Annotated in this window: 28 protein-coding genes; 26 read left to right on the top strand and 2 right to left on the bottom strand. The window is 39.8% G+C overall.

Annotated features, from left to right (window positions below):
• The first annotated feature begins 6 nt into the window (after nt 1–6).
• The 26 genes from rplB (at nt 7) to rplQ (ending at nt 12,914) form a co-directional block, all read left to right on the top strand.
• Nucleotides 7–831 (top strand): 50S ribosomal protein L2, encoded by an 825-nt coding sequence (gene rplB, locus IEY67_RS21750; protein ID WP_009859543.1) that lies wholly within the window; start codon nt 7–9, stop codon nt 829–831.
• A gap of 20 nt (nt 832–851) precedes the next feature.
• Entirely contained in the window at nt 852–1,121 is a 270-nt protein-coding gene (gene rpsS / locus IEY67_RS21755; protein ID WP_122357134.1) for a 30S ribosomal protein S19, read from the top strand.
• A gap of 53 nt (nt 1,122–1,174) precedes the next feature.
• On the top strand, nt 1,175–1,585 hold the full coding sequence (gene rplV, locus IEY67_RS21760) for a 50S ribosomal protein L22 (protein WP_009859542.1): 411 nt from the start codon (nt 1,175–1,177) through the stop codon (nt 1,583–1,585).
• A 6-nt stretch (nt 1,586–1,591) separates the two neighbouring features.
• Nucleotides 1,592–2,329, top strand: a complete 738-nt coding sequence (gene rpsC / locus IEY67_RS21765; protein WP_122375389.1) for a 30S ribosomal protein S3 — start codon at nt 1,592–1,594, stop codon at nt 2,327–2,329.
• 19 nt (nt 2,330–2,348) lie between these two features.
• Nucleotides 2,349–2,783 carry a 50S ribosomal protein L16 gene (gene rplP, locus IEY67_RS21770; RefSeq protein ID WP_028730657.1) on the top strand — a complete coding sequence of 145 codons (435 nt, stop codon included), beginning with the start codon at nt 2,349–2,351 and terminating at the stop codon, nt 2,781–2,783.
• A 5-nt stretch (nt 2,784–2,788) separates the two neighbouring features.
• Nucleotides 2,789–2,986, top strand: coding sequence for a 50S ribosomal protein L29 (gene rpmC / locus IEY67_RS21775; protein ID WP_075558840.1), 198 nt, complete (start codon nt 2,789–2,791; stop codon nt 2,984–2,986).
• A gap of 9 nt (nt 2,987–2,995) precedes the next feature.
• Nucleotides 2,996–3,253 carry a 30S ribosomal protein S17 gene (rpsQ, locus tag IEY67_RS21780; protein WP_009859539.1) on the top strand — a complete coding sequence of 86 codons (258 nt, stop codon included), beginning with the start codon at nt 2,996–2,998 and terminating at the stop codon, nt 3,251–3,253.
• A gap of 1 nt (nt 3,254) precedes the next feature.
• On the top strand, nt 3,255–3,620 hold the full coding sequence (gene rplN, locus IEY67_RS21785) for a 50S ribosomal protein L14 (RefSeq protein ID WP_010800553.1): 366 nt from the start codon (nt 3,255–3,257) through the stop codon (nt 3,618–3,620).
• 18 nt (nt 3,621–3,638) lie between these two features.
• A complete protein-coding gene (gene rplX, locus IEY67_RS21790) occupies nt 3,639–3,959 on the top strand; it encodes a 50S ribosomal protein L24 (protein ID WP_122357138.1) in 321 nt (106 codons plus the stop codon).
• Nucleotides 3,959–4,516, top strand: coding sequence for a 50S ribosomal protein L5 (gene rplE, locus IEY67_RS21795; protein ID WP_010800552.1), 558 nt, complete (start codon nt 3,959–3,961; stop codon nt 4,514–4,516). Before rplX ends, rplE begins: the two co-directional genes overlap by 1 nt.
• A gap of 3 nt (nt 4,517–4,519) precedes the next feature.
• A complete protein-coding gene (rpsN, locus tag IEY67_RS21800) occupies nt 4,520–4,789 on the top strand; it encodes a 30S ribosomal protein S14 (RefSeq protein WP_009859536.1) in 270 nt (89 codons plus the stop codon).
• Between the two features lie 54 nt (nt 4,790–4,843).
• Complete coding sequence (gene rpsH, locus IEY67_RS21805; protein WP_122357139.1) at nt 4,844–5,239, top strand: 30S ribosomal protein S8; 396 nt, start codon at nt 4,844–4,846, stop codon at nt 5,237–5,239.
• Between the two features lie 16 nt (nt 5,240–5,255).
• Nucleotides 5,256–5,807 (top strand): 50S ribosomal protein L6, encoded by a 552-nt coding sequence (gene rplF, locus IEY67_RS21810; RefSeq protein ID WP_122357140.1) that lies wholly within the window; start codon nt 5,256–5,258, stop codon nt 5,805–5,807.
• A gap of 21 nt (nt 5,808–5,828) precedes the next feature.
• Nucleotides 5,829–6,173, top strand: coding sequence for a 50S ribosomal protein L18 (rplR, locus tag IEY67_RS21815; RefSeq protein WP_122357141.1), 345 nt, complete (start codon nt 5,829–5,831; stop codon nt 6,171–6,173).
• A 5-nt stretch (nt 6,174–6,178) separates the two neighbouring features.
• Nucleotides 6,179–6,697: a 30S ribosomal protein S5 gene (gene rpsE, locus IEY67_RS21820; RefSeq protein ID WP_122357179.1), complete on the top strand. Its 519-nt coding sequence runs from the start codon at nt 6,179–6,181 to the stop codon at nt 6,695–6,697.
• A 16-nt stretch (nt 6,698–6,713) separates the two neighbouring features.
• Nucleotides 6,714–6,890, top strand: a complete 177-nt coding sequence (gene rpmD, locus IEY67_RS21825; protein WP_009859531.1) for a 50S ribosomal protein L30 — start codon at nt 6,714–6,716, stop codon at nt 6,888–6,890.
• A gap of 29 nt (nt 6,891–6,919) precedes the next feature.
• The gene (gene rplO / locus IEY67_RS21830) at nt 6,920–7,366 is read left to right on the top strand and encodes a 50S ribosomal protein L15 (RefSeq protein ID WP_122357142.1); all 447 of its coding nucleotides are present in this window, start codon (nt 6,920–6,922) and stop codon (nt 7,364–7,366) included.
• 3 nt (nt 7,367–7,369) lie between these two features.
• Nucleotides 7,370–8,710 carry a preprotein translocase subunit SecY gene (gene secY / locus IEY67_RS21835; protein WP_122357143.1) on the top strand — a complete coding sequence of 447 codons (1,341 nt, stop codon included), beginning with the start codon at nt 7,370–7,372 and terminating at the stop codon, nt 8,708–8,710.
• A 4-nt stretch (nt 8,711–8,714) separates the two neighbouring features.
• Complete coding sequence (map, locus tag IEY67_RS21840) at nt 8,715–9,500, top strand: type I methionyl aminopeptidase (protein ID WP_122357144.1); 786 nt, start codon at nt 8,715–8,717, stop codon at nt 9,498–9,500.
• Nucleotides 9,501–9,510: 10 nt separating this feature from the next.
• Nucleotides 9,511–9,729 (top strand): translation initiation factor IF-1, encoded by a 219-nt coding sequence (infA, locus tag IEY67_RS21845; RefSeq protein ID WP_009318521.1) that lies wholly within the window; start codon nt 9,511–9,513, stop codon nt 9,727–9,729.
• A gap of 12 nt (nt 9,730–9,741) precedes the next feature.
• Nucleotides 9,742–9,858, top strand: coding sequence for a type B 50S ribosomal protein L36 (ykgO, locus tag IEY67_RS21850; protein WP_005645768.1), 117 nt, complete (start codon nt 9,742–9,744; stop codon nt 9,856–9,858).
• Between the two features lie 34 nt (nt 9,859–9,892).
• Nucleotides 9,893–10,273 (top strand): 30S ribosomal protein S13, encoded by a 381-nt coding sequence (gene rpsM, locus IEY67_RS21855; protein ID WP_009859527.1) that lies wholly within the window; start codon nt 9,893–9,895, stop codon nt 10,271–10,273.
• Between the two features lie 11 nt (nt 10,274–10,284).
• Nucleotides 10,285–10,674, top strand: a complete 390-nt coding sequence (rpsK, locus tag IEY67_RS21860) for a 30S ribosomal protein S11 (RefSeq protein ID WP_005634781.1) — start codon at nt 10,285–10,287, stop codon at nt 10,672–10,674.
• Between the two features lie 123 nt (nt 10,675–10,797).
• The gene (gene rpsD / locus IEY67_RS21865) at nt 10,798–11,403 is read left to right on the top strand and encodes a 30S ribosomal protein S4 (protein ID WP_122357145.1); all 606 of its coding nucleotides are present in this window, start codon (nt 10,798–10,800) and stop codon (nt 11,401–11,403) included.
• 12 nt (nt 11,404–11,415) lie between these two features.
• Nucleotides 11,416–12,408 carry a DNA-directed RNA polymerase subunit alpha gene (locus IEY67_RS21870; protein ID WP_122357146.1) on the top strand — a complete coding sequence of 331 codons (993 nt, stop codon included), beginning with the start codon at nt 11,416–11,418 and terminating at the stop codon, nt 12,406–12,408.
• Between the two features lie 8 nt (nt 12,409–12,416).
• Nucleotides 12,417–12,914 carry a 50S ribosomal protein L17 gene (gene rplQ / locus IEY67_RS21875; RefSeq protein WP_122357147.1) on the top strand — a complete coding sequence of 166 codons (498 nt, stop codon included), beginning with the start codon at nt 12,417–12,419 and terminating at the stop codon, nt 12,912–12,914.
• Between the two features lie 78 nt (nt 12,915–12,992).
• On the opposite strand, the gene IEY67_RS21880 is transcribed toward rplQ, so the two are convergent.
• Together IEY67_RS21880 and IEY67_RS21885 are read right to left on the bottom strand one after the other, a co-directional pair.
• Nucleotides 12,993–14,573, bottom strand: coding sequence for a tetratricopeptide repeat protein (locus IEY67_RS21880; protein WP_183672372.1), 1,581 nt, complete (start codon nt 14,571–14,573; stop codon nt 12,993–12,995).
• A 21-nt stretch (nt 14,574–14,594) separates the two neighbouring features.
• Nucleotides 14,595–15,533, bottom strand: coding sequence for a PstS family phosphate ABC transporter substrate-binding protein (locus tag IEY67_RS21885; RefSeq protein WP_183672373.1), 939 nt, complete (start codon nt 15,531–15,533; stop codon nt 14,595–14,597).
• Between the last annotated feature and the right edge of the window lie 52 nt (nt 15,534–15,585).

The raw sequence follows: 15,585 nt of genomic DNA on the forward strand, positions 1-15,585 counted from the left end.
AAAGAAATGGGAATACGTAAATTAAAGCCCACAACACCGGGGCAGAGACACAAAGTTATTGGTGCATTTGATAAAATCACTGCAAGTACACCAGAGAAGTCTCTTGTGGTAGGTAAGAGCAGTACTGGTGGTCGTAACAACACAGGTAAGATGACTATGCGTTATCTTGGTGGCGGTCACAAACAAAAGTACAGAATTATCGACTTCAAGAGAAATAAAGATGGCATTCCTGCAACAGTAAAGTCTATCGAGTACGATCCAAATCGTACTTCTCGTATTGCTTTATTGTATTATGCTGACGGAGCAAAGAGCTATATTATTGCTCCGAACGGCTTGGAAGTTGGCCAGACAGTGGTTTCAGGTAGCGATGCCGCTCCTGAGGTAGGTAATACTTTGCCGATGGCAAATATTCCCGTTGGTACTATTATTCACAATATTGAGCTTCGTCCTGGACAGGGTGCTAAAATGGTACGTTCTGCAGGTGCATTTGCTCAGTTGACTTCTAAAGAAGGTGCTTATGCAATTATTAAGATGCCTTCTGGCGAAACCAGAAAGATTCTTGCTGCATGTAAGGCTACAATTGGTAGTGTAGGTAACTCAGACCATGGTCTTGAAAAATCAGGTAAAGCCGGTCGCTCTAGATGGTTAGGTCGTCGTCCTCACAACCGTGGTGTTGTAATGAACCCGGTTGATCACCCAATGGGTGGTGGTGAAGGTCGTGCTTCCGGAGGTCATCCAAGATCTCGTACAGGCTTGTATGCTAAGGGCTTGAAGACAAGAGCTCCGAAGAAGCATTCTTCAAAGTATATTATTGAAAGAAGAAAGAAATAATCTGATTAATTAAGTAAACTATGAGTCGTTCACTAAAAAAAGGCCCGTATATTAACGTAAAGCTGGAAAAGAAAGTCTTGACTATGAATGAGTCAGGAAAGAAAGCTGTAGTTAAGACATGGGCAAGAGCTTCAATGATCTCGCCTGATTTCGTAGGCCATACTATTGCAGTTCATAATGGAAATAAATTTATTCCTGTTTTTGTAACCGAGAATATGGTAGGTCACAAGCTGGGAGAGTTTTCTCCTACTCGTACGTTCCGTGGACACGCCGGTAACAAGAAAAAATAAGTATCGGTAGTAACAGGAATTCAGGAATCTGAAAATAAAAAGAATCAATAAAAATGGGTGCTAGAAAAAGAATATCAGCTGAAGCAAGAAAAGAAGCCCAAAAGACCATGTACTTCGCAAAGTTGCGTAACGTACCTACTTCTCCGCGTAAGATGCGTCTCGTTGTAGACATGATCCGCGGTATGGAAGTATTCCGTGCGCTTGGTGTTTTGAAGTTTTCTAACAAGGAAGCTGCAGCAAGAGTAGAAAAATTGCTTCGTTCAGCAATTGCCAATTGGGAGCAGAAAAATGAACGTAAAGCAGAAACTGGTGAGTTGTTTGTTTCTTCAATCAGCGTAGATTGCGCTACTACATTGAAGAGAATGCGTCCGGCTCCCCAGGGTAGAGGATACAGAATTCGTAAACGTTCGAACCATGTAACCTTGTTTGTTGATACACTTAGTAAAAACGATAGTCAAAATTAATTGTAGATGGGACAAAAAGTTAATCCGGTTAGTAATCGTTTAGGAATCATCCGTGGTTGGGATTCCAATTGGTATGGCGGCAAAAATTACGGAGATACTTTGCTGGAAGATAGCAAGATCCGTAAATACTTGAATGCTCGTCTTGCTAAAGCTAGTGTATCTCGTATCGTTATTGAACGTACGCTTAAGTTGATCACAATAACAGTTTGCACATCACGTCCGGGCATTATCATCGGTAAAGGTGGTCAGGAAGTTGATAAATTGAAAGAAGAGTTGAAAAAGATTACCGACAAAGAAGTTCAGATCAACATCTTTGAGGTAAAAAGACCCGAATTAGACGCAGTTATTGTTGCAAACAATATTGCACGTCAGCTTGAAGGAAAAATTGCTTACCGTCGCGCTATCAAGATGGCTATCGCCTCTACCATGAGAATGGGTGCCGAAGGTATTAAAGTGCAAGTATCTGGTCGTTTGAATGGTGCTGAAATGGCCCGTTCTGAAATGTACAAAGAAGGAAGAACTCCGTTACACACTCTGAGAGCAGATATCGATTACGCTTTGGCTGAAGCGTTGACGAAAGTTGGCTTGCTGGGTATTAAGGTATGGATCTGCCGTGGTGAAGTTTATGGTAAGAGAGATCTTGCTCCTTCATTCACTGCTTCTAAAGATTCAGGCCGCAGAAATGAGAATGCCGGTGGCAACAGAGGAGATAAGAACTTCAAGAGAAAAAAAGCTAATCGTTAAACGTTAGAATTAAGAAGAGATGTTACAACCAAAGAAAACCAAGTTCAGAAGACAGCAGAAAGGCCGCATGAAGGGTGAAGCTCAACGTGGCAACCAGCTGGCATTCGGTTCGTTTGGTATAAAAGCGTTAGAGAATAAATGGATTACCGGTCGCCAGATTGAAGCTGCCCGTATCGCGGTAACTCGTTATATGCAACGTCAAGGTCAGGTTTGGGTTCGGATTTTCCCGGATAAACCTATTACAAAGAAACCGGCCGAAGTACGTATGGGTAAAGGTAAAGGTAACCCGGAAGGATTTGTTGCACCTGTTACTCCAGGTCGTCTTATTTTCGAAATCGAAGGTGTTCCCTTTGATGTTGCAAAAGAAGCATTGCGCTTAGCGGCTCAGAAGCTTCCTGTAACAACGAAATTTGTTGTGAGACGTGATTATGATATGGCTAATCAAAATGCGTAATTGTTATGAAGATTGCAGAAATTAGAGAATTAAGCACAAAAGAATTGCTTGAAAGAGTAGATGCTGAGGTTGCTGCCTACGATCAGAAGGTTATTAACCACACTATCTCTCCGACAGACAACCCTGCTCAGATTAAACAACAACGCAGGATGATTGCGCGCATGAAAACAGAATTGCGCCAGAGAGAACTTAACAACAAATAATTGAGCCTGATGGAAACTAGAAATTTAAGAAAAGAAAGAACGGGCGTGGTTACTAGCAACAAGATGGATAAAAGCATCACTGTTGCTATTAAATGGAAGGAAAAACACCCCATTTATGGTAAGTTCGTTAACAAAACGAAGAAATATCATGCTCACGACGAAAAGAACGAGTGCAATATCGGTGATACCGTAAAAATTATGGAAACTCGTCCTTTGAGCAAAACAAAGAGATGGAGACTTGTTCAAATAATCGAAAGAGCTAAGTAACATGATACAACAAGAATCTAGACTAGTAGTAGCAGATAACAGTGGCGCAAAAGAATGTTTGTGTATCCGTGTATTAGGCGGTACAAGAAAACGTTACGCTTCTGTTGGGGATGTAATTGTAGTTGCAATTAAGAGTGTAATCCCATCAAGTGATGTGAAGAAGGGTGCTGTTTCTAAGGCTATCATTGTTCGCACTAAAAAAGAAATCCGTCGCCCGGATGGTTCATACATTCGTTTCGATGATAACGCTTGCGTATTGTTGAATGCCGGTGGTGATATTCGTGGAAGCCGTATCTTTGGTCCGGTTGCCAGAGAACTTCGTGCAACAAATATGAAAATTGTTTCACTTGCACCTGAAGTACTTTAATTCGTAAAATTTAAGGTAATGAGTAAATTACATATCAAAAAAGGCGATATAGTTTTTGTTAATACCGGCGAAGACAAAGGTAAAACAGGTCGTGTTTTACAGGTACTCGTAGACGAGAACCGTGCTATTGTTGAAGGTGTTAACATGGTATCAAAGCATACTAAGCCTAATGCAAAGAATCCGCAAGGAGGAATTGAAAAGAAAGAAGCTCCTATTCATCTTTCAAACCTGAACGTGGTTGACCCGAAAACTGGAAAACCGACACGTATCGGACGTAAAGAAAATGCTGAAGGTGCTTTAGTTCGTTATTCTAAAAAATCAGGGGAGGAAATTAAGTAATGAGCAATACTGCCAGTCTTAAAAAAGAATATCAGGACAGAATTGTTCCTGCTTTGACGAAAGAGTTCGGATATAAGTCGGTAATGCAGGTTCCCGTACTGAAAAAGATTGTTATCAATCAGGGATTAGGTATGGCTGCTGCTGATAAGAAGATCATCGATATCGCAATCAGCGAATTGTCTACAATTACAGGTCAGAAAGCTGTTGCAACAGTTTCTAAAAAGGATATCTCAAACTTTAAGTTGCGTAAAAAAATGCCGATTGGTGTGATGGTAACATTGCGTCGTGAGCAGATGTACGAATTTTTGGAAAGATTAGTTCGTATCGCTCTTCCGCGTATTCGTGACTTTAAAGGTATTGAAAGTAAGTTAGATGGTAGAGGTAATTATACCATGGGTATTCAGGAACAAATCATTTTTCCTGAAATAAATATCGATAATATTACTAAAATATTAGGAATGAATATTACCTTTGTGACCTCTGCGAAAACAGATGAAGAAGGGTATGCTCTGTTGAGAGAATTTGGGTTGCCTTTTAAAAATGCAAAAAAAGACTAAGTTATGGCTAAGGAATCAATGAAAGCCCGCGAGGTTAAAAGAGCAAAGCTTGTGGCTAAATATGCAGCTAAAAGAGCTGAACTGAAGGCTGCCGGCGACTATGAAGCTCTGCAGGCTTTACCTAAAAATGCTTCTCCTGTACGTTTGCACAATCGTTGCAAGATCACAGGACGTCCGAAAGGGTATGTACGCCAGTTCGGCATTTCACGTATTCAATTCCGTGAAATGGCATCCAATGGTTTAATCCCGGGTGTAAAGAAAGCAAGTTGGTAAGTTTTTTTATTTAAATATTGTCCGGGTGGCCGGATCAATTTAATTCATTTATATATGACAGATCCTATTGCAGATTATTTGACAAGATTGCGTAACGCAATCAAAGCGAAGCACAGAGTTGTTGAAGTGCCGGCGTCAAATTTAAAGAAAGAGATCACTAAGATCCTCTTCGAAAAGGGTTACATTCTTAATTTTAAGTTTGTAGAAGATGGTCCTCAGGGTACAATTAAGATTGCCCTGAAGTATGACCTGGTAAACAAAGTGAATGCAATCAAGAAGCTTCAAAGAGTTTCTACTCCAGGTTTGCGTAAGTACACTGGTTACAAAGAAATGCCGAGAGTATTGAATGGTTTAGGTATTGCCGTTCTTTCTACTTCTAAGGGTGTGATGACTGACAAAGAAGCCCGCGATCTTAAAATCGGTGGTGAAGTATTATGTTATGTTTATTAATTAGGAGGAAAGAAGAATGTCAAGAATAGGAAAATTACCAATTCATGTGCCAGCCGGTGTAACGGTTACGATTAAGGATAGCGTAGTGACTGTAAAAGGTCCTAAGGGCGAAATGACTCAGGCTGTTAATCCTGATATTAATGTAACTCTGGAAGATGGAGTTATTCATTTAACAAGACCGACAGACGACAAGAACCATCGCGCATTACATGGTTTATATCGTTCTTTGATCAACAATATGGTGATCGGTGTATCTGAAGGATACAAAAAAGAACTGGAACTGGTGGGTGTTGGTTATCGTGTGTCTAACACAGGACAGTTACTGGATCTTTCTTTAGGTTATACTCACAATATTTATTTGCAGTTACCGAAAGAAGTGAAAGTTGAAACGAAGACTGAGAGAAATAAGAATCCTCTTATTATCCTTGAATCAGCTGATAAACAATTAATAGGTCAGATTTGTGCAAAGATTCGTTCATTCAGAATGCCGGAACCGTATAAAGGTAAGGGTATTAAGTTCGTGGGTGAAGAAATTCGCAGAAAGTCTGGTAAATCAGCAGGTAAGTAATCTACGTAAACTGAAATTATCATGACAACGAAGGAAGAAAGAAGATTAAAAATAAAACGAGGTATACGTGGCAAAGTTTCAGGAACTCCTGAATGTCCGCGCCTTACTGTGTTTAGAAGCAACAAGCAGATCTATGCACAGGTTATAGATGATACTACAGGTAAAACTTTGGCTGCTGCTTCATCTTTGAAATTAGATGTTAAGGCTCCTAAAAAAGAAATCGCTGCCCAGGTTGGTGGATTGATCGCTAAAAGCGCTCAGGAAGCTGGTGTAAAGGCTGTAGTTTTCGACCGTAACGGTTACCTGTATCATGGGAGAATTAAAGAATTAGCAGATGCTGCACGTAACGGCGGCCTTAAATTTTAATGAAGATGGCAGGAGTTAATAATAGAGTTAAATCGACCAACGACTTAGAGTTGAAGGACAGATTGGTTGCAATCAACCGCGTAACTAAAGTAACAAAAGGTGGACGTACTTTTAGTTTTGCTGCTATTGTAGTAGTAGGAAACGAAGATGGTATCATCGGTTGGGGCTTAGGTAAAGCCGGTGAAGTAACGACAGCTATCGCTAAAGGTGTAGAAGCTGCTAAAAAGAATTTGATCAAGGTTCCTGTTCACAAAGGTACTATTCCTCACGAACAGCTTGCTAAATTCGGTGGCGCACAGGTATTGATCAGACCGGCATCTCACGGTACCGGAGTAAAAGCCGGTGGTGCTATGCGTGCTGTATTAGAAAGTGTTGGTATTACTGACGTTTTGGCAAAATCAAAAGGATCTTCAAACCCTCACAACTTAGTAAAAGCTACTATTGCTGCTTTGGGTGAATTGAGAAGTCCGTTTACTGTTGCTCAGAACAGGGGTATTGCTGTTGAAAAAGTGTTTAGAGGTTAATTAGGGAGGAAAAATTATGGCAACTATTAAAATTAAACAAGTTAAGAGTAGAATTAAATGCCCGAAAGACCAAAAAAGAACACTTGATGCACTGGGCCTGACAAAATTGAACCGTGTAGTAGAACATGAAGCTACTCCGGCTATCTTGGGCATGGTTGAGAAAGTGAAACATTTGGTTTCAGTAGAAAAGTAATAATTGGTTGAAAAAATAAATTATAAGATATGAACTTATCAAATTTAAAACCTGCTGAAGGATCTACTAAGACCAGAAAAAGAATCGGCCGTGGTCCGGGTTCAGGATTAGGAGGTACTTCAACAAGAGGTCATAAAGGAGCGAAGTCTAGATCTGGTTATTCAAGAAAGATCGGATTTGAAGGTGGTCAGATGCCAATTCAGAGACGTTTGCCTAAATTTGGTTTCAAGAATATTAACCGTGTGGAATATAAAGCTATCAATATCGCAACATTACAGTTAATGGCTGAATCTCAGAACATAACTAAGATTGGTGTTGATGAATTGATCGAAGCTGGTTTTATTTCTGCATCTCAACTGGTTAAAATTCTTGGTAATGGTAGTCTTACTGCTAAATTAGAAGTTGAAGCTCACGCTTTCTCTAAGAGTGCAGAAGCAGCTATCCAGGCCGCAGGTGGAACTGTTGTTAAACTCTAAGTCATGAGAGCAGTTGAAACAATAAAAAATATCTGGAAGATTGAGGATCTGAGAAATCGGATCCTCACCACTCTTTTATTGGTGGCTATATATCGCTTCGGAACGTATGTAGTGCTTCCTGGTATTGATCCTCAAGCGTTAACCGCTTTACAGGCGCAGACAAGAGGCGGATTGCTTGCACTGTTGGATATGTTTTCAGGTGGTGCATTTTCTAATGCTTCTATTTTTGCATTGGGTATTATGCCCTATATTTCCGCTTCAATTGTTATGCAGTTGTTAGCCATTGCAGTTCCTTCTTTCCAGAAATTGCAGAGAGAAGGAGAGAGTGGTCGTAGAAAGATCAATCAGTGGACTCGCTATTTGACAGTAGCTATCCTGTTATTCCAGGGACCTACTTATCTGGTGAACTTAAGCGTTCAGCTTAAAGCCGCTGGAGCAGCATTACCTCCGGGTATCCTGTTCACCGTTTCTTCTACTATTATTCTGGCTGCAGGAAGTATGTTTATCTTATGGCTAGGTGAAAGAATTACAGATAAAGGTGTTGGAAATGGTATTTCATTTATCATTTTGATTGGTATCATAGCCCGTCTGCCGCATTCATTGTTCCAGGAATTTATTTCAAGAACAAGTGAAAAAACTGGTGGTCTGGTTATGTTCTTGTTTGAAATGCTGTTTCTTTTACTTGTTATTGCCGGTGCTATTTTATTGGTTCAGGGAACTCGTAAAGTACCCGTACAGTATGCTAAGAGAATCATAGGTAACAAACAGTATGGTGGTGCTCGTCAGTATATTCCTTTAAAGGTGAATGCTGCAAACGTAATGCCTATCATCTTTGCTCAGGCAATTATGTTTATTCCTATTTCTATTGTAGGATTCTCCAGTACTGGTGATCAGAGTGGTTTTTGGGCTGCATTTATGGATAATACCGGTTTCTGGTATAACTTTGTCTTTGCAGTATTGATTATCCTCTTTACTTATTTCTATACAGCTATCACGATCAATCCGACGCAGATGGCTGATGATTTGAAGAGAAACAATGGATTTATTCCGGGTGTTAAACCGGGAAAAAGTACCAAAGACTATCTGGATACAATCATGGACCGCATTACTCTTCCGGGTGCATTCTTCCTGGCATTGGTAGCTATTATGCCTGCTTTTGCTAGAATCGCCGGTGTTAGTATGGAGTTCTCACAGTTCTTTGGAGGAACATCTTTGTTGATTTTGGTTGGTGTAGTGTTGGATACATTACAGCAAGTAGAAAGTCATTTGTTGATGCGTCATTATGACGGTTTGTTGAAGTCAGGAAGAATTAAGGGTCGTACAGGCTCAGTTGCCGCTTATTAGTAGAATGATCTATTTAAAAACAGATGAAGAAATCGAGTTGATGCGTTCGGCCAATCAATTGGTCGGTCGGACACTGGGAGAATTGGCAAAACATATTGCTCCCGGGGTGACAACTCTTCAACTCGATAAGATTGCTGAAGAATTCATTAGGGATAATGGAGCTGTTCCAGCCTTTTTAGGGTATGGTGGTTTTCCTAACTCAATATGTGCTTCTGTCAACGAACAAGTAGTACATGGTATTCCTTCCTCAAAAGCTGTTTTAAAGGAAGGTGATGTAATATCTGTCGATTGTGGAACGATATTGAATGGTTTTGTTGGTGATTCTGCTTATACATTTTGTGTAGGTGAAGTTGCTCCGGAAGTAAAGAAATTGTTGAAAACAACAAAAGAATCTCTTTATCAGGGAATTCAACAGGCTGTGGAAGGAAAACGTGTTGGGGATGTAAGTCATGCAGTGCAGACATACTGTGAGTCGAAAGGTTACTCTGTTGTAAGGGAACTGGTGGGACATGGTATCGGACGCAAGATGCATGAAGAACCTGAAGTACCCAATTATGGACGATATGGCTGCGGACCTTTATTGCGTAGTGGAATGTGTATCTGCATTGAACCTATGATCAATATGGGAAGTAAAAATATCGTTTTTGAAAAGGATGGTTGGACAGTGCGTACAAAGGACAGAAAGTGCTCTGCTCATTTTGAACATTGTATAGCGATCAGACCTGACGGTCCTCAAATTTTGTCTTCATTTGAATTTTTAGAAGAAGTCCTAGGAAGTAACGCAATTTAATTTGATTTATATGGCTAAACAAGCAGCTATTGAACAAGATGGAGTTATTGTAGAAGCATTGTCGAATGCAATGTTTCGTGTAGAATTGGAGAACGGACATGAAATTACAGCTCACATATCAGGAAAAATGCGTATGCATTATATTAAAATTCTTCCTGGTGATAAGGTGAGAGTGGAAATGTCTCCGTATGATTTATCAAAAGGTAGAATTGCTTTTAGATATAAATAAAAATAACTAGATATGAAAGTAAGAGCATCTTTAAAGAAGCGTACCCCTGAATGTAAGATTGTAAGAAGAAAGGGTCGCTTATATGTAATTAACAAGAAAAACCCTAAGTATAAACAACGTCAGGGATAATTTATTATTTTTGCAAAATAATTAAGTAAGTAATATGGCTATAAGAATAGTTGGTGTAGACTTGCCACAAAATAAAAGAGGAGAAATCGCTTTGACTTATATCTATGGTATCGGTCGGAGTGCTTCAAAATCTATTTTAGAGAAAGCAGGCGTTGATCGTGATATCAAAGTGAAAGACTGGACAGATGATCAGGCCGCAAAAGTACGTGAAGTCATTGGCGCTGAGTACAAGGTAGAAGGTGATCTTCGTTCTGAAGTTCAGCTAAACATCAAGCGTCTGATGGATATCGGATGCTACAGAGGTGTTCGTCACCGTATTGGTTTACCATTGAGAGGTCAGAGCACAAAGAACAATGCTCGTACTCGTAAGGGTAAGAAGAAAACTGTTGCAAATAAGAAAAAAGCTACTAAATAATAAGAGTTGATATGGCAAAAAAAACAGTCGCAGCAAAGAAGAGAAACGTAAAAGTAGACGCTTACGGTCAAGCTCATATTCATTCTTCTTTCAATAACATTATTGTGTCTCTTGCCAATAGCGAAGGTCAGGTTATTAGTTGGTCTTCTGCAGGTAAGATGGGATTCAGAAGTTCTAAAAAGAACACTCCGTATGCCGCTCAGATGGCAGCACAAGATTGTGCTAAGGTAGCTTATGATCTTGGTTTGAGAAAAGTAAAAGTATTCGTAAAAGGACCGGGTAACGGACGTGAGTCTGCTATCAGAACTATCCATGGTGCCGGTATTGAAGTAACTGAAATCGTTGACGTTACTCCGCTGCCTCACAATGGTTGTCGTCCTCCGAAAAAGAGAAGAGTATAATTAACTATAGTTTCTTGAACATTGAATCCGGAATTGTGAATAGATTGCACAAAGACCTTATCCTCTCTGTAATCGCGGCTGCACGGTTCCAGATTCAGACAGAAAAATTAAAACAATAAAAAAATGGCAAGATATACTGGACCAAAAACAAGAATTGCCCGTAAGTTTGGTGAGGCTATATTCGGACCGGATAAAGTTCTTTCTAAAAAGAATTATCCTCCCGGACAACATGGTAACGCCAGAAAAAGAAAAACTTCTGAATACGGAATTCAGCTTCGCGAGAAGCAAAAAGCAAAATACACTTATGGTGTATTAGAAAAACAATTTAGAAACCTGTTTGAAAAAGCACAGCGTTCAAAAGGTATTACCGGTGAAGTTCTGCTTCAGTTACTGGAAGGCCGTCTGGACAATGTAGTTTTCCGTTTGGGTATGGCTCCTACAAGAGCAGCAGCCCGTCAGTTGGTTTCTCACCGTCACATTACAGTTGATGGTAAGGTTGTAAATATTCCTTCTTACTCTTTGAAAGCCGGTCAGATCGTTGGTGTTAGAGAGAGATCTAAGTCTATGGAAGTGATTGCTGATGCATTATCAGGATTCAATCACAGCAAATATCCTTGGATTGAGTGGGATCAGTCTTCTTTAAGCGGAAAATTACTGCATCTGCCGGAAAGAACTGACATTCCTGAAAACATTAAAGAGCAGTTGATCGTAGAATTGTATTCTAAATAATAATTGATTTCCATGGCGATATTAGCATTTCAAAAACCCGATAAAGTATTAATGTTGGAAGCGGACAATTTCTTCGGAAAGTTTGAATTTCGTCCGTTGGAACCCGGCTATGGTATTACTATAGGTAATGCTCTGCGCCGTATTCTCCTGTCGTCGCTTGAAGGTTTTGCTATTACATCCATTAAGATCGAAGGGGTTGACCATGAATTTGGTACAATCCCCGGTGTTATTGAGGATGTAACAAACATTATCTTGAACTTGAAACAGGTACGGTTCAAGCATATTGTAGACGACATAGAGAATGAAAAAGTAAGTATTACTGTTTCGGGTTCCGAAGTGTTCAAAGCCGGTGATATAGGTAAACAACTGACCGGATTCGAAGTATTGAATCCAGATCTGGTTATTTGCCGTTTGGATCCGAACGCTAGTTTCCAGATTGAATTAACGATAAATAAAGGACGCGGATATGTACCCGCTGACGAAAACAGAGATCCGAATGCGGACGTTCACGTTATTGCTATTGACTCTATTTTCACTCCTATACGTAACGTTAAGTATTTAATCGAGAACTTCCGTGTTGAGCAAAAGACGGACTACGAAAAGTTGGTTCTTGAAATAGCCACAGATGGTTCTATTCATCCGAAGGAAGCGTTGAAAGAAGCTGCTAAGATTCTGATTCATCATTTTATGTTGTTCTCAGATGAAAAGATTGCGATCGAGACAGTGGATACTGACGGCAATGAAGAATTCGATGAAGAAGTTCTTCACATGCGCCAGTTGCTTAAGAGCAAGCTAGCAGATATGGACCTTTCCGTTCGTGCTTTGAATTGCTTGAAAGCTGCAGATGTTGAAACATTGGGTGAACTGGTTAAATTTAACAAGAATGACTTGTTGAAATTCCGTAACTTCGGTAAGAAGTCGCTCACTGAACTTGATGAACTGCTTGAAAGCCTGAACCTTTCATTCGGTATGGATATCACGAAATATAAATTAGATAAAGAGTAAGTAAAGCGATGAGACATAATAAGAAATTTAATCATTTAGGTCGTACAAATACTCACCGTGAAGCAATGCTGTCTAATATGGCTTCTTCTTTGATCAAGCATAAGAGAATCTTTACGACAACAGCAAAAGCGAAAGCACTTCGTAAGTTTGTTGAACCTCTGATCACAAAATGTAAAGAGGATACAACTCACTCAAGACGTGTAGTATTTAGTACTTTACAGGATAAAAACGCTGTAACAGAACTTTTCAAAGAAGTAGCTCAGAAGATCGGCGATCGTCCGGGTGGTTATACCAGAATCATTAAGACTGGTAACCGTTTAGGTGATAACGCTGCAATGTGCTTCATTGAGTTAGTTGATTACAACGAAAACATGTTGAAGGATAATGCAACTAAGAAAACTACGAAAACAAGACGTTCTCGTAAAAAATCTACAGCTGCTGAAACAGCTGCTCCGGTTGCTGAAGCTCCTGCAACAGAAGCAACAGAAGAAAAGGCTGCAGAATAATTTCTGTAAGTTATATAAAACAAAGACAGCCGTCATTTTTATGACGGCTGTCTTTGTTTTATATGGATATTAAATATCTTATTTAATATTTTCCAATGCTTCCTGTGCTGTAGCATTAGAAGGATCAATTGCCAGTATCTTATTCCAGTATGATTTGGAACTCTCCATATCCTCTTTAAGATAATAGTAATAAGCTAGATAGCGGTAACATTCCGTTAATTCATTACGATATTTGTCTTTATTTTTTTCCAGCATAGGAATACAGGTCTCATAATAGGGTTTAGCTAATCCCTGCTCTGTTTCCGGATCCAGTTGAGATTGTGTTCGCGCTTGCCATAAACTTCCCAGATGACTATCTGGTACACGTTCTTTTACTATAGCAAACAGGCTATCGGCTTTTGTTAAATAATTATTGGCTTCCAAGCTGTCTTTGGTCGCTGCTGAATAATAATATTTACCCAGTTGGTAATAATCGGCCGCTTCCGATTCTTTACCTAATGATTCTATATACTGTGTATAGGCATTAATCGCTTCAGAATCCTTTTCGCTATTACTGTATACTTCAGCGAGATCTTTGTACACTTCTGTGTGAGCCGGATTTTCTTTTATTGCCTTTAGCAATGCTTCTGCAGCTTTGTCATATTGTTTGGCTTTGTTGAGTAAGCGACCGTAGTACAAATAATCCTGCCATATATATTTAGCATCCGGATCATTGAAGAAAGTATTGATTTCTTCAAGTCCTTTTTCATATGCTTTTGTTTCATAGTTATTATAAATGCATAGACGTTTTAACAGGAAATTATTGGGATCGATTGCCTGTCCATCATTAATCACCTGACTTGCTTCTGCATATTGCTTGTTGAAGAACAGAGCAGATGCGTAATGAATCAGATTGTCAATAGAGTAAAGACCTCCTGTCATATATGTTTTATATGCAGCTACCGCTTTGGAGTATGTTCCCTGTAATGAATAAATATTGCCAAGTTGATTATAGGCGGGAAGATAATCCGGATAGTTTGTAATTACTTTTTGGAGCATTTCTATGGATAATGTCGGCTGAACGCCCTGGTAAACATTTGCGTATTTGAGATAAGCTTCTTTGCAGGAGGGATCGAAGTGAATCGCTTGTTCATATCTGCCGGCAGCATCTCCCGGTTTATCTTCACTGATTAACATATCGCCTTCATATATGTAAATTGCCGGATCATTGATGTTATACTTTTTGGCATTATCGAGAGCAGCCTTTGCTTCTGAATTCATTCCATAAGTTGAATAAGCTCTGGCAATGGCTACATAAACCGATACATTTTTCTTATCAACTTTGGTTGCTGTATCAAATGCTTTTTGGGCTGCCGACTTGTCTGTTTTTAGTAATACTTTCCCTTCTCCCACCTTATTATAAGCGTAATCGGAATAAACAGCCCAACCTTTTTGATAGTTAGCCAGGGCATCGGTTGTTTTTCCGGCGTCGAAGGCTATTTCTCCCAGGTAATAGAGCGCTTCTGCCTGTTCTGCGGGAGAACCGTTTAACTGTTTATTGAAAAGCTGGCTTGCAATCGTCGGTTCACCGGCTTTATAATAGGCAATACCTTGTTGGTTATCAGCGTGGATAGCTATCGCTATCAGGCTTAATATGAGTATATATAAATTCTTTATCATAATGATTGATGTTTATAGGGTTTATAATTGATCTCTGACATTGACCAGCCGGACAGGTTGTGTAGCCGGAAGAATTCCGGATTTGAGAATGATCCGTTGTCCCCGGTCGCTGGTGATAAAGGTGGTAAAACCGGAAGCCAGTCCCATACGCGGTTCTGACAGGATCAGGTAAACAGACCTTGTCATTGGATATTCCTTTAGGGCTATGTATGCCTGATACGGTTTAAAGCTATTGGTAACGGTCGCTTTTCTGTAACGACTGACTGCCATCACTTTTATATCGTCCAGAAAACTCATACATGTTGAATCCAGTGGGTTACTGATCCAGTTTACTCCAATGATACCCAGTGCTCCCGGAGTTCTAGATACATAATCCATTACCTGCCGGTTATCTTTCATCGCATGGAGATTACCACTCAACGGTTCTCCGCCGCAGATTGAATCGATAGCATAACGAACAGTTCCGGAATTCGGATTGTCGAATACCACTTCTATTTTTCCTGACTTATTATCCGTAGTAAACTCTTCCCAGTCCTTGATCTTGCCTGTCAGTATATCCTTTAATACCGGAATGCCAATCAGAGAGTCTGTATTTTGTTTGTTTGTGATTAAAGCGATAGCATCGGTAGCGATATGAATACTTTTGGGAAATAGCTTTCTGCCGTTCATATATTCAGTCTCTTCCTGGGTTAGCGGTCGTGAAGCGATTGCCAACCGTGTACTGTCATGTAATAAGCGGTTGATCGTTTCTGTTTCACCGGAGAAGTAGGGAACGATACCAGCTTCTTTATAAAGACTTTCAAACACGGCGATCTCTTCCTCTATGATCGGAGTAAAGCAACCGTCGGAGGCAATTGCTATTACACCGCTCGTAGGAGTATCGTCCGGCGAATTGCTATTCTTGCTGTTGCATGAAGCTAACACCGCTATACATATTATTATATACAATAGATTTCTCATCGTTTATTGTCTTTTACCAGCCTATATCCTCTGAATATTGTGTAACAAAAGA

It is taken from the genome of Parabacteroides faecis (assembly GCF_014647375.1).
Classification (GTDB): Bacteria; Bacteroidota; Bacteroidia; order Bacteroidales; family Tannerellaceae; genus Parabacteroides; species Parabacteroides faecis.

Excerpts from the sequence above, each read along its gene's own strand:
- rplB (WP_009859543.1), top strand. The coding sequence starts at position 7 with ATGGGAATACGTAAATTAAAGCCCACAACACCGGGGCAGAGACACAAA.
- rpsS (WP_122357134.1), top strand. The coding sequence starts at position 852 with ATGAGTCGTTCACTAAAAAAAGGCCCGTATATTAACGTAAAGCTGGAA.
- rplV (WP_009859542.1), top strand. The coding sequence starts at position 1,175 with ATGGGTGCTAGAAAAAGAATATCAGCTGAAGCAAGAAAAGAAGCCCAA.
- rpsC (WP_122375389.1), top strand. The coding sequence starts at position 1,592 with ATGGGACAAAAAGTTAATCCGGTTAGTAATCGTTTAGGAATCATCCGT.
- rplP (WP_028730657.1), top strand. The coding sequence starts at position 2,349 with ATGTTACAACCAAAGAAAACCAAGTTCAGAAGACAGCAGAAAGGCCGC.
- rpmC (WP_075558840.1), top strand. The coding sequence starts at position 2,789 with ATGAAGATTGCAGAAATTAGAGAATTAAGCACAAAAGAATTGCTTGAA.
- rpsQ (WP_009859539.1), top strand. The coding sequence starts at position 2,996 with ATGGAAACTAGAAATTTAAGAAAAGAAAGAACGGGCGTGGTTACTAGC.
- rplN (WP_010800553.1), top strand. The coding sequence starts at position 3,255 with ATGATACAACAAGAATCTAGACTAGTAGTAGCAGATAACAGTGGCGCA.
- rplX (WP_122357138.1), top strand. The coding sequence starts at position 3,639 with ATGAGTAAATTACATATCAAAAAAGGCGATATAGTTTTTGTTAATACC.
- rplE (WP_010800552.1), top strand. The coding sequence starts at position 3,959 with ATGAGCAATACTGCCAGTCTTAAAAAAGAATATCAGGACAGAATTGTT.
- rpsN (WP_009859536.1), top strand. The coding sequence starts at position 4,520 with ATGGCTAAGGAATCAATGAAAGCCCGCGAGGTTAAAAGAGCAAAGCTT.
- rpsH (WP_122357139.1), top strand. The coding sequence starts at position 4,844 with ATGACAGATCCTATTGCAGATTATTTGACAAGATTGCGTAACGCAATC.
- rplF (WP_122357140.1), top strand. The coding sequence starts at position 5,256 with ATGTCAAGAATAGGAAAATTACCAATTCATGTGCCAGCCGGTGTAACG.
- rplR (WP_122357141.1), top strand. The coding sequence starts at position 5,829 with ATGACAACGAAGGAAGAAAGAAGATTAAAAATAAAACGAGGTATACGT.
- rpsE (WP_122357179.1), top strand. The coding sequence starts at position 6,179 with ATGGCAGGAGTTAATAATAGAGTTAAATCGACCAACGACTTAGAGTTG.
- rpmD (WP_009859531.1), top strand. The coding sequence starts at position 6,714 with ATGGCAACTATTAAAATTAAACAAGTTAAGAGTAGAATTAAATGCCCG.
- rplO (WP_122357142.1), top strand. The coding sequence starts at position 6,920 with ATGAACTTATCAAATTTAAAACCTGCTGAAGGATCTACTAAGACCAGA.
- secY (WP_122357143.1), top strand. The coding sequence starts at position 7,370 with ATGAGAGCAGTTGAAACAATAAAAAATATCTGGAAGATTGAGGATCTG.
- map (WP_122357144.1), top strand. The coding sequence starts at position 8,715 with ATGATCTATTTAAAAACAGATGAAGAAATCGAGTTGATGCGTTCGGCC.
- infA (WP_009318521.1), top strand. The coding sequence starts at position 9,511 with ATGGCTAAACAAGCAGCTATTGAACAAGATGGAGTTATTGTAGAAGCA.
- ykgO (WP_005645768.1), top strand. The coding sequence starts at position 9,742 with ATGAAAGTAAGAGCATCTTTAAAGAAGCGTACCCCTGAATGTAAGATT.
- rpsM (WP_009859527.1), top strand. The coding sequence starts at position 9,893 with ATGGCTATAAGAATAGTTGGTGTAGACTTGCCACAAAATAAAAGAGGA.
- rpsK (WP_005634781.1), top strand. The coding sequence starts at position 10,285 with ATGGCAAAAAAAACAGTCGCAGCAAAGAAGAGAAACGTAAAAGTAGAC.
- rpsD (WP_122357145.1), top strand. The coding sequence starts at position 10,798 with ATGGCAAGATATACTGGACCAAAAACAAGAATTGCCCGTAAGTTTGGT.
- IEY67_RS21870 (WP_122357146.1), top strand. The coding sequence starts at position 11,416 with ATGGCGATATTAGCATTTCAAAAACCCGATAAAGTATTAATGTTGGAA.
- rplQ (WP_122357147.1), top strand. The coding sequence starts at position 12,417 with ATGAGACATAATAAGAAATTTAATCATTTAGGTCGTACAAATACTCAC.
- IEY67_RS21880 (WP_183672372.1), bottom strand. The coding sequence starts at position 14,573 with ATGATAAAGAATTTATATATACTCATATTAAGCCTGATAGCGATAGCT.
- IEY67_RS21885 (WP_183672373.1), bottom strand. The coding sequence starts at position 15,533 with ATGAGAAATCTATTGTATATAATAATATGTATAGCGGTGTTAGCTTCA.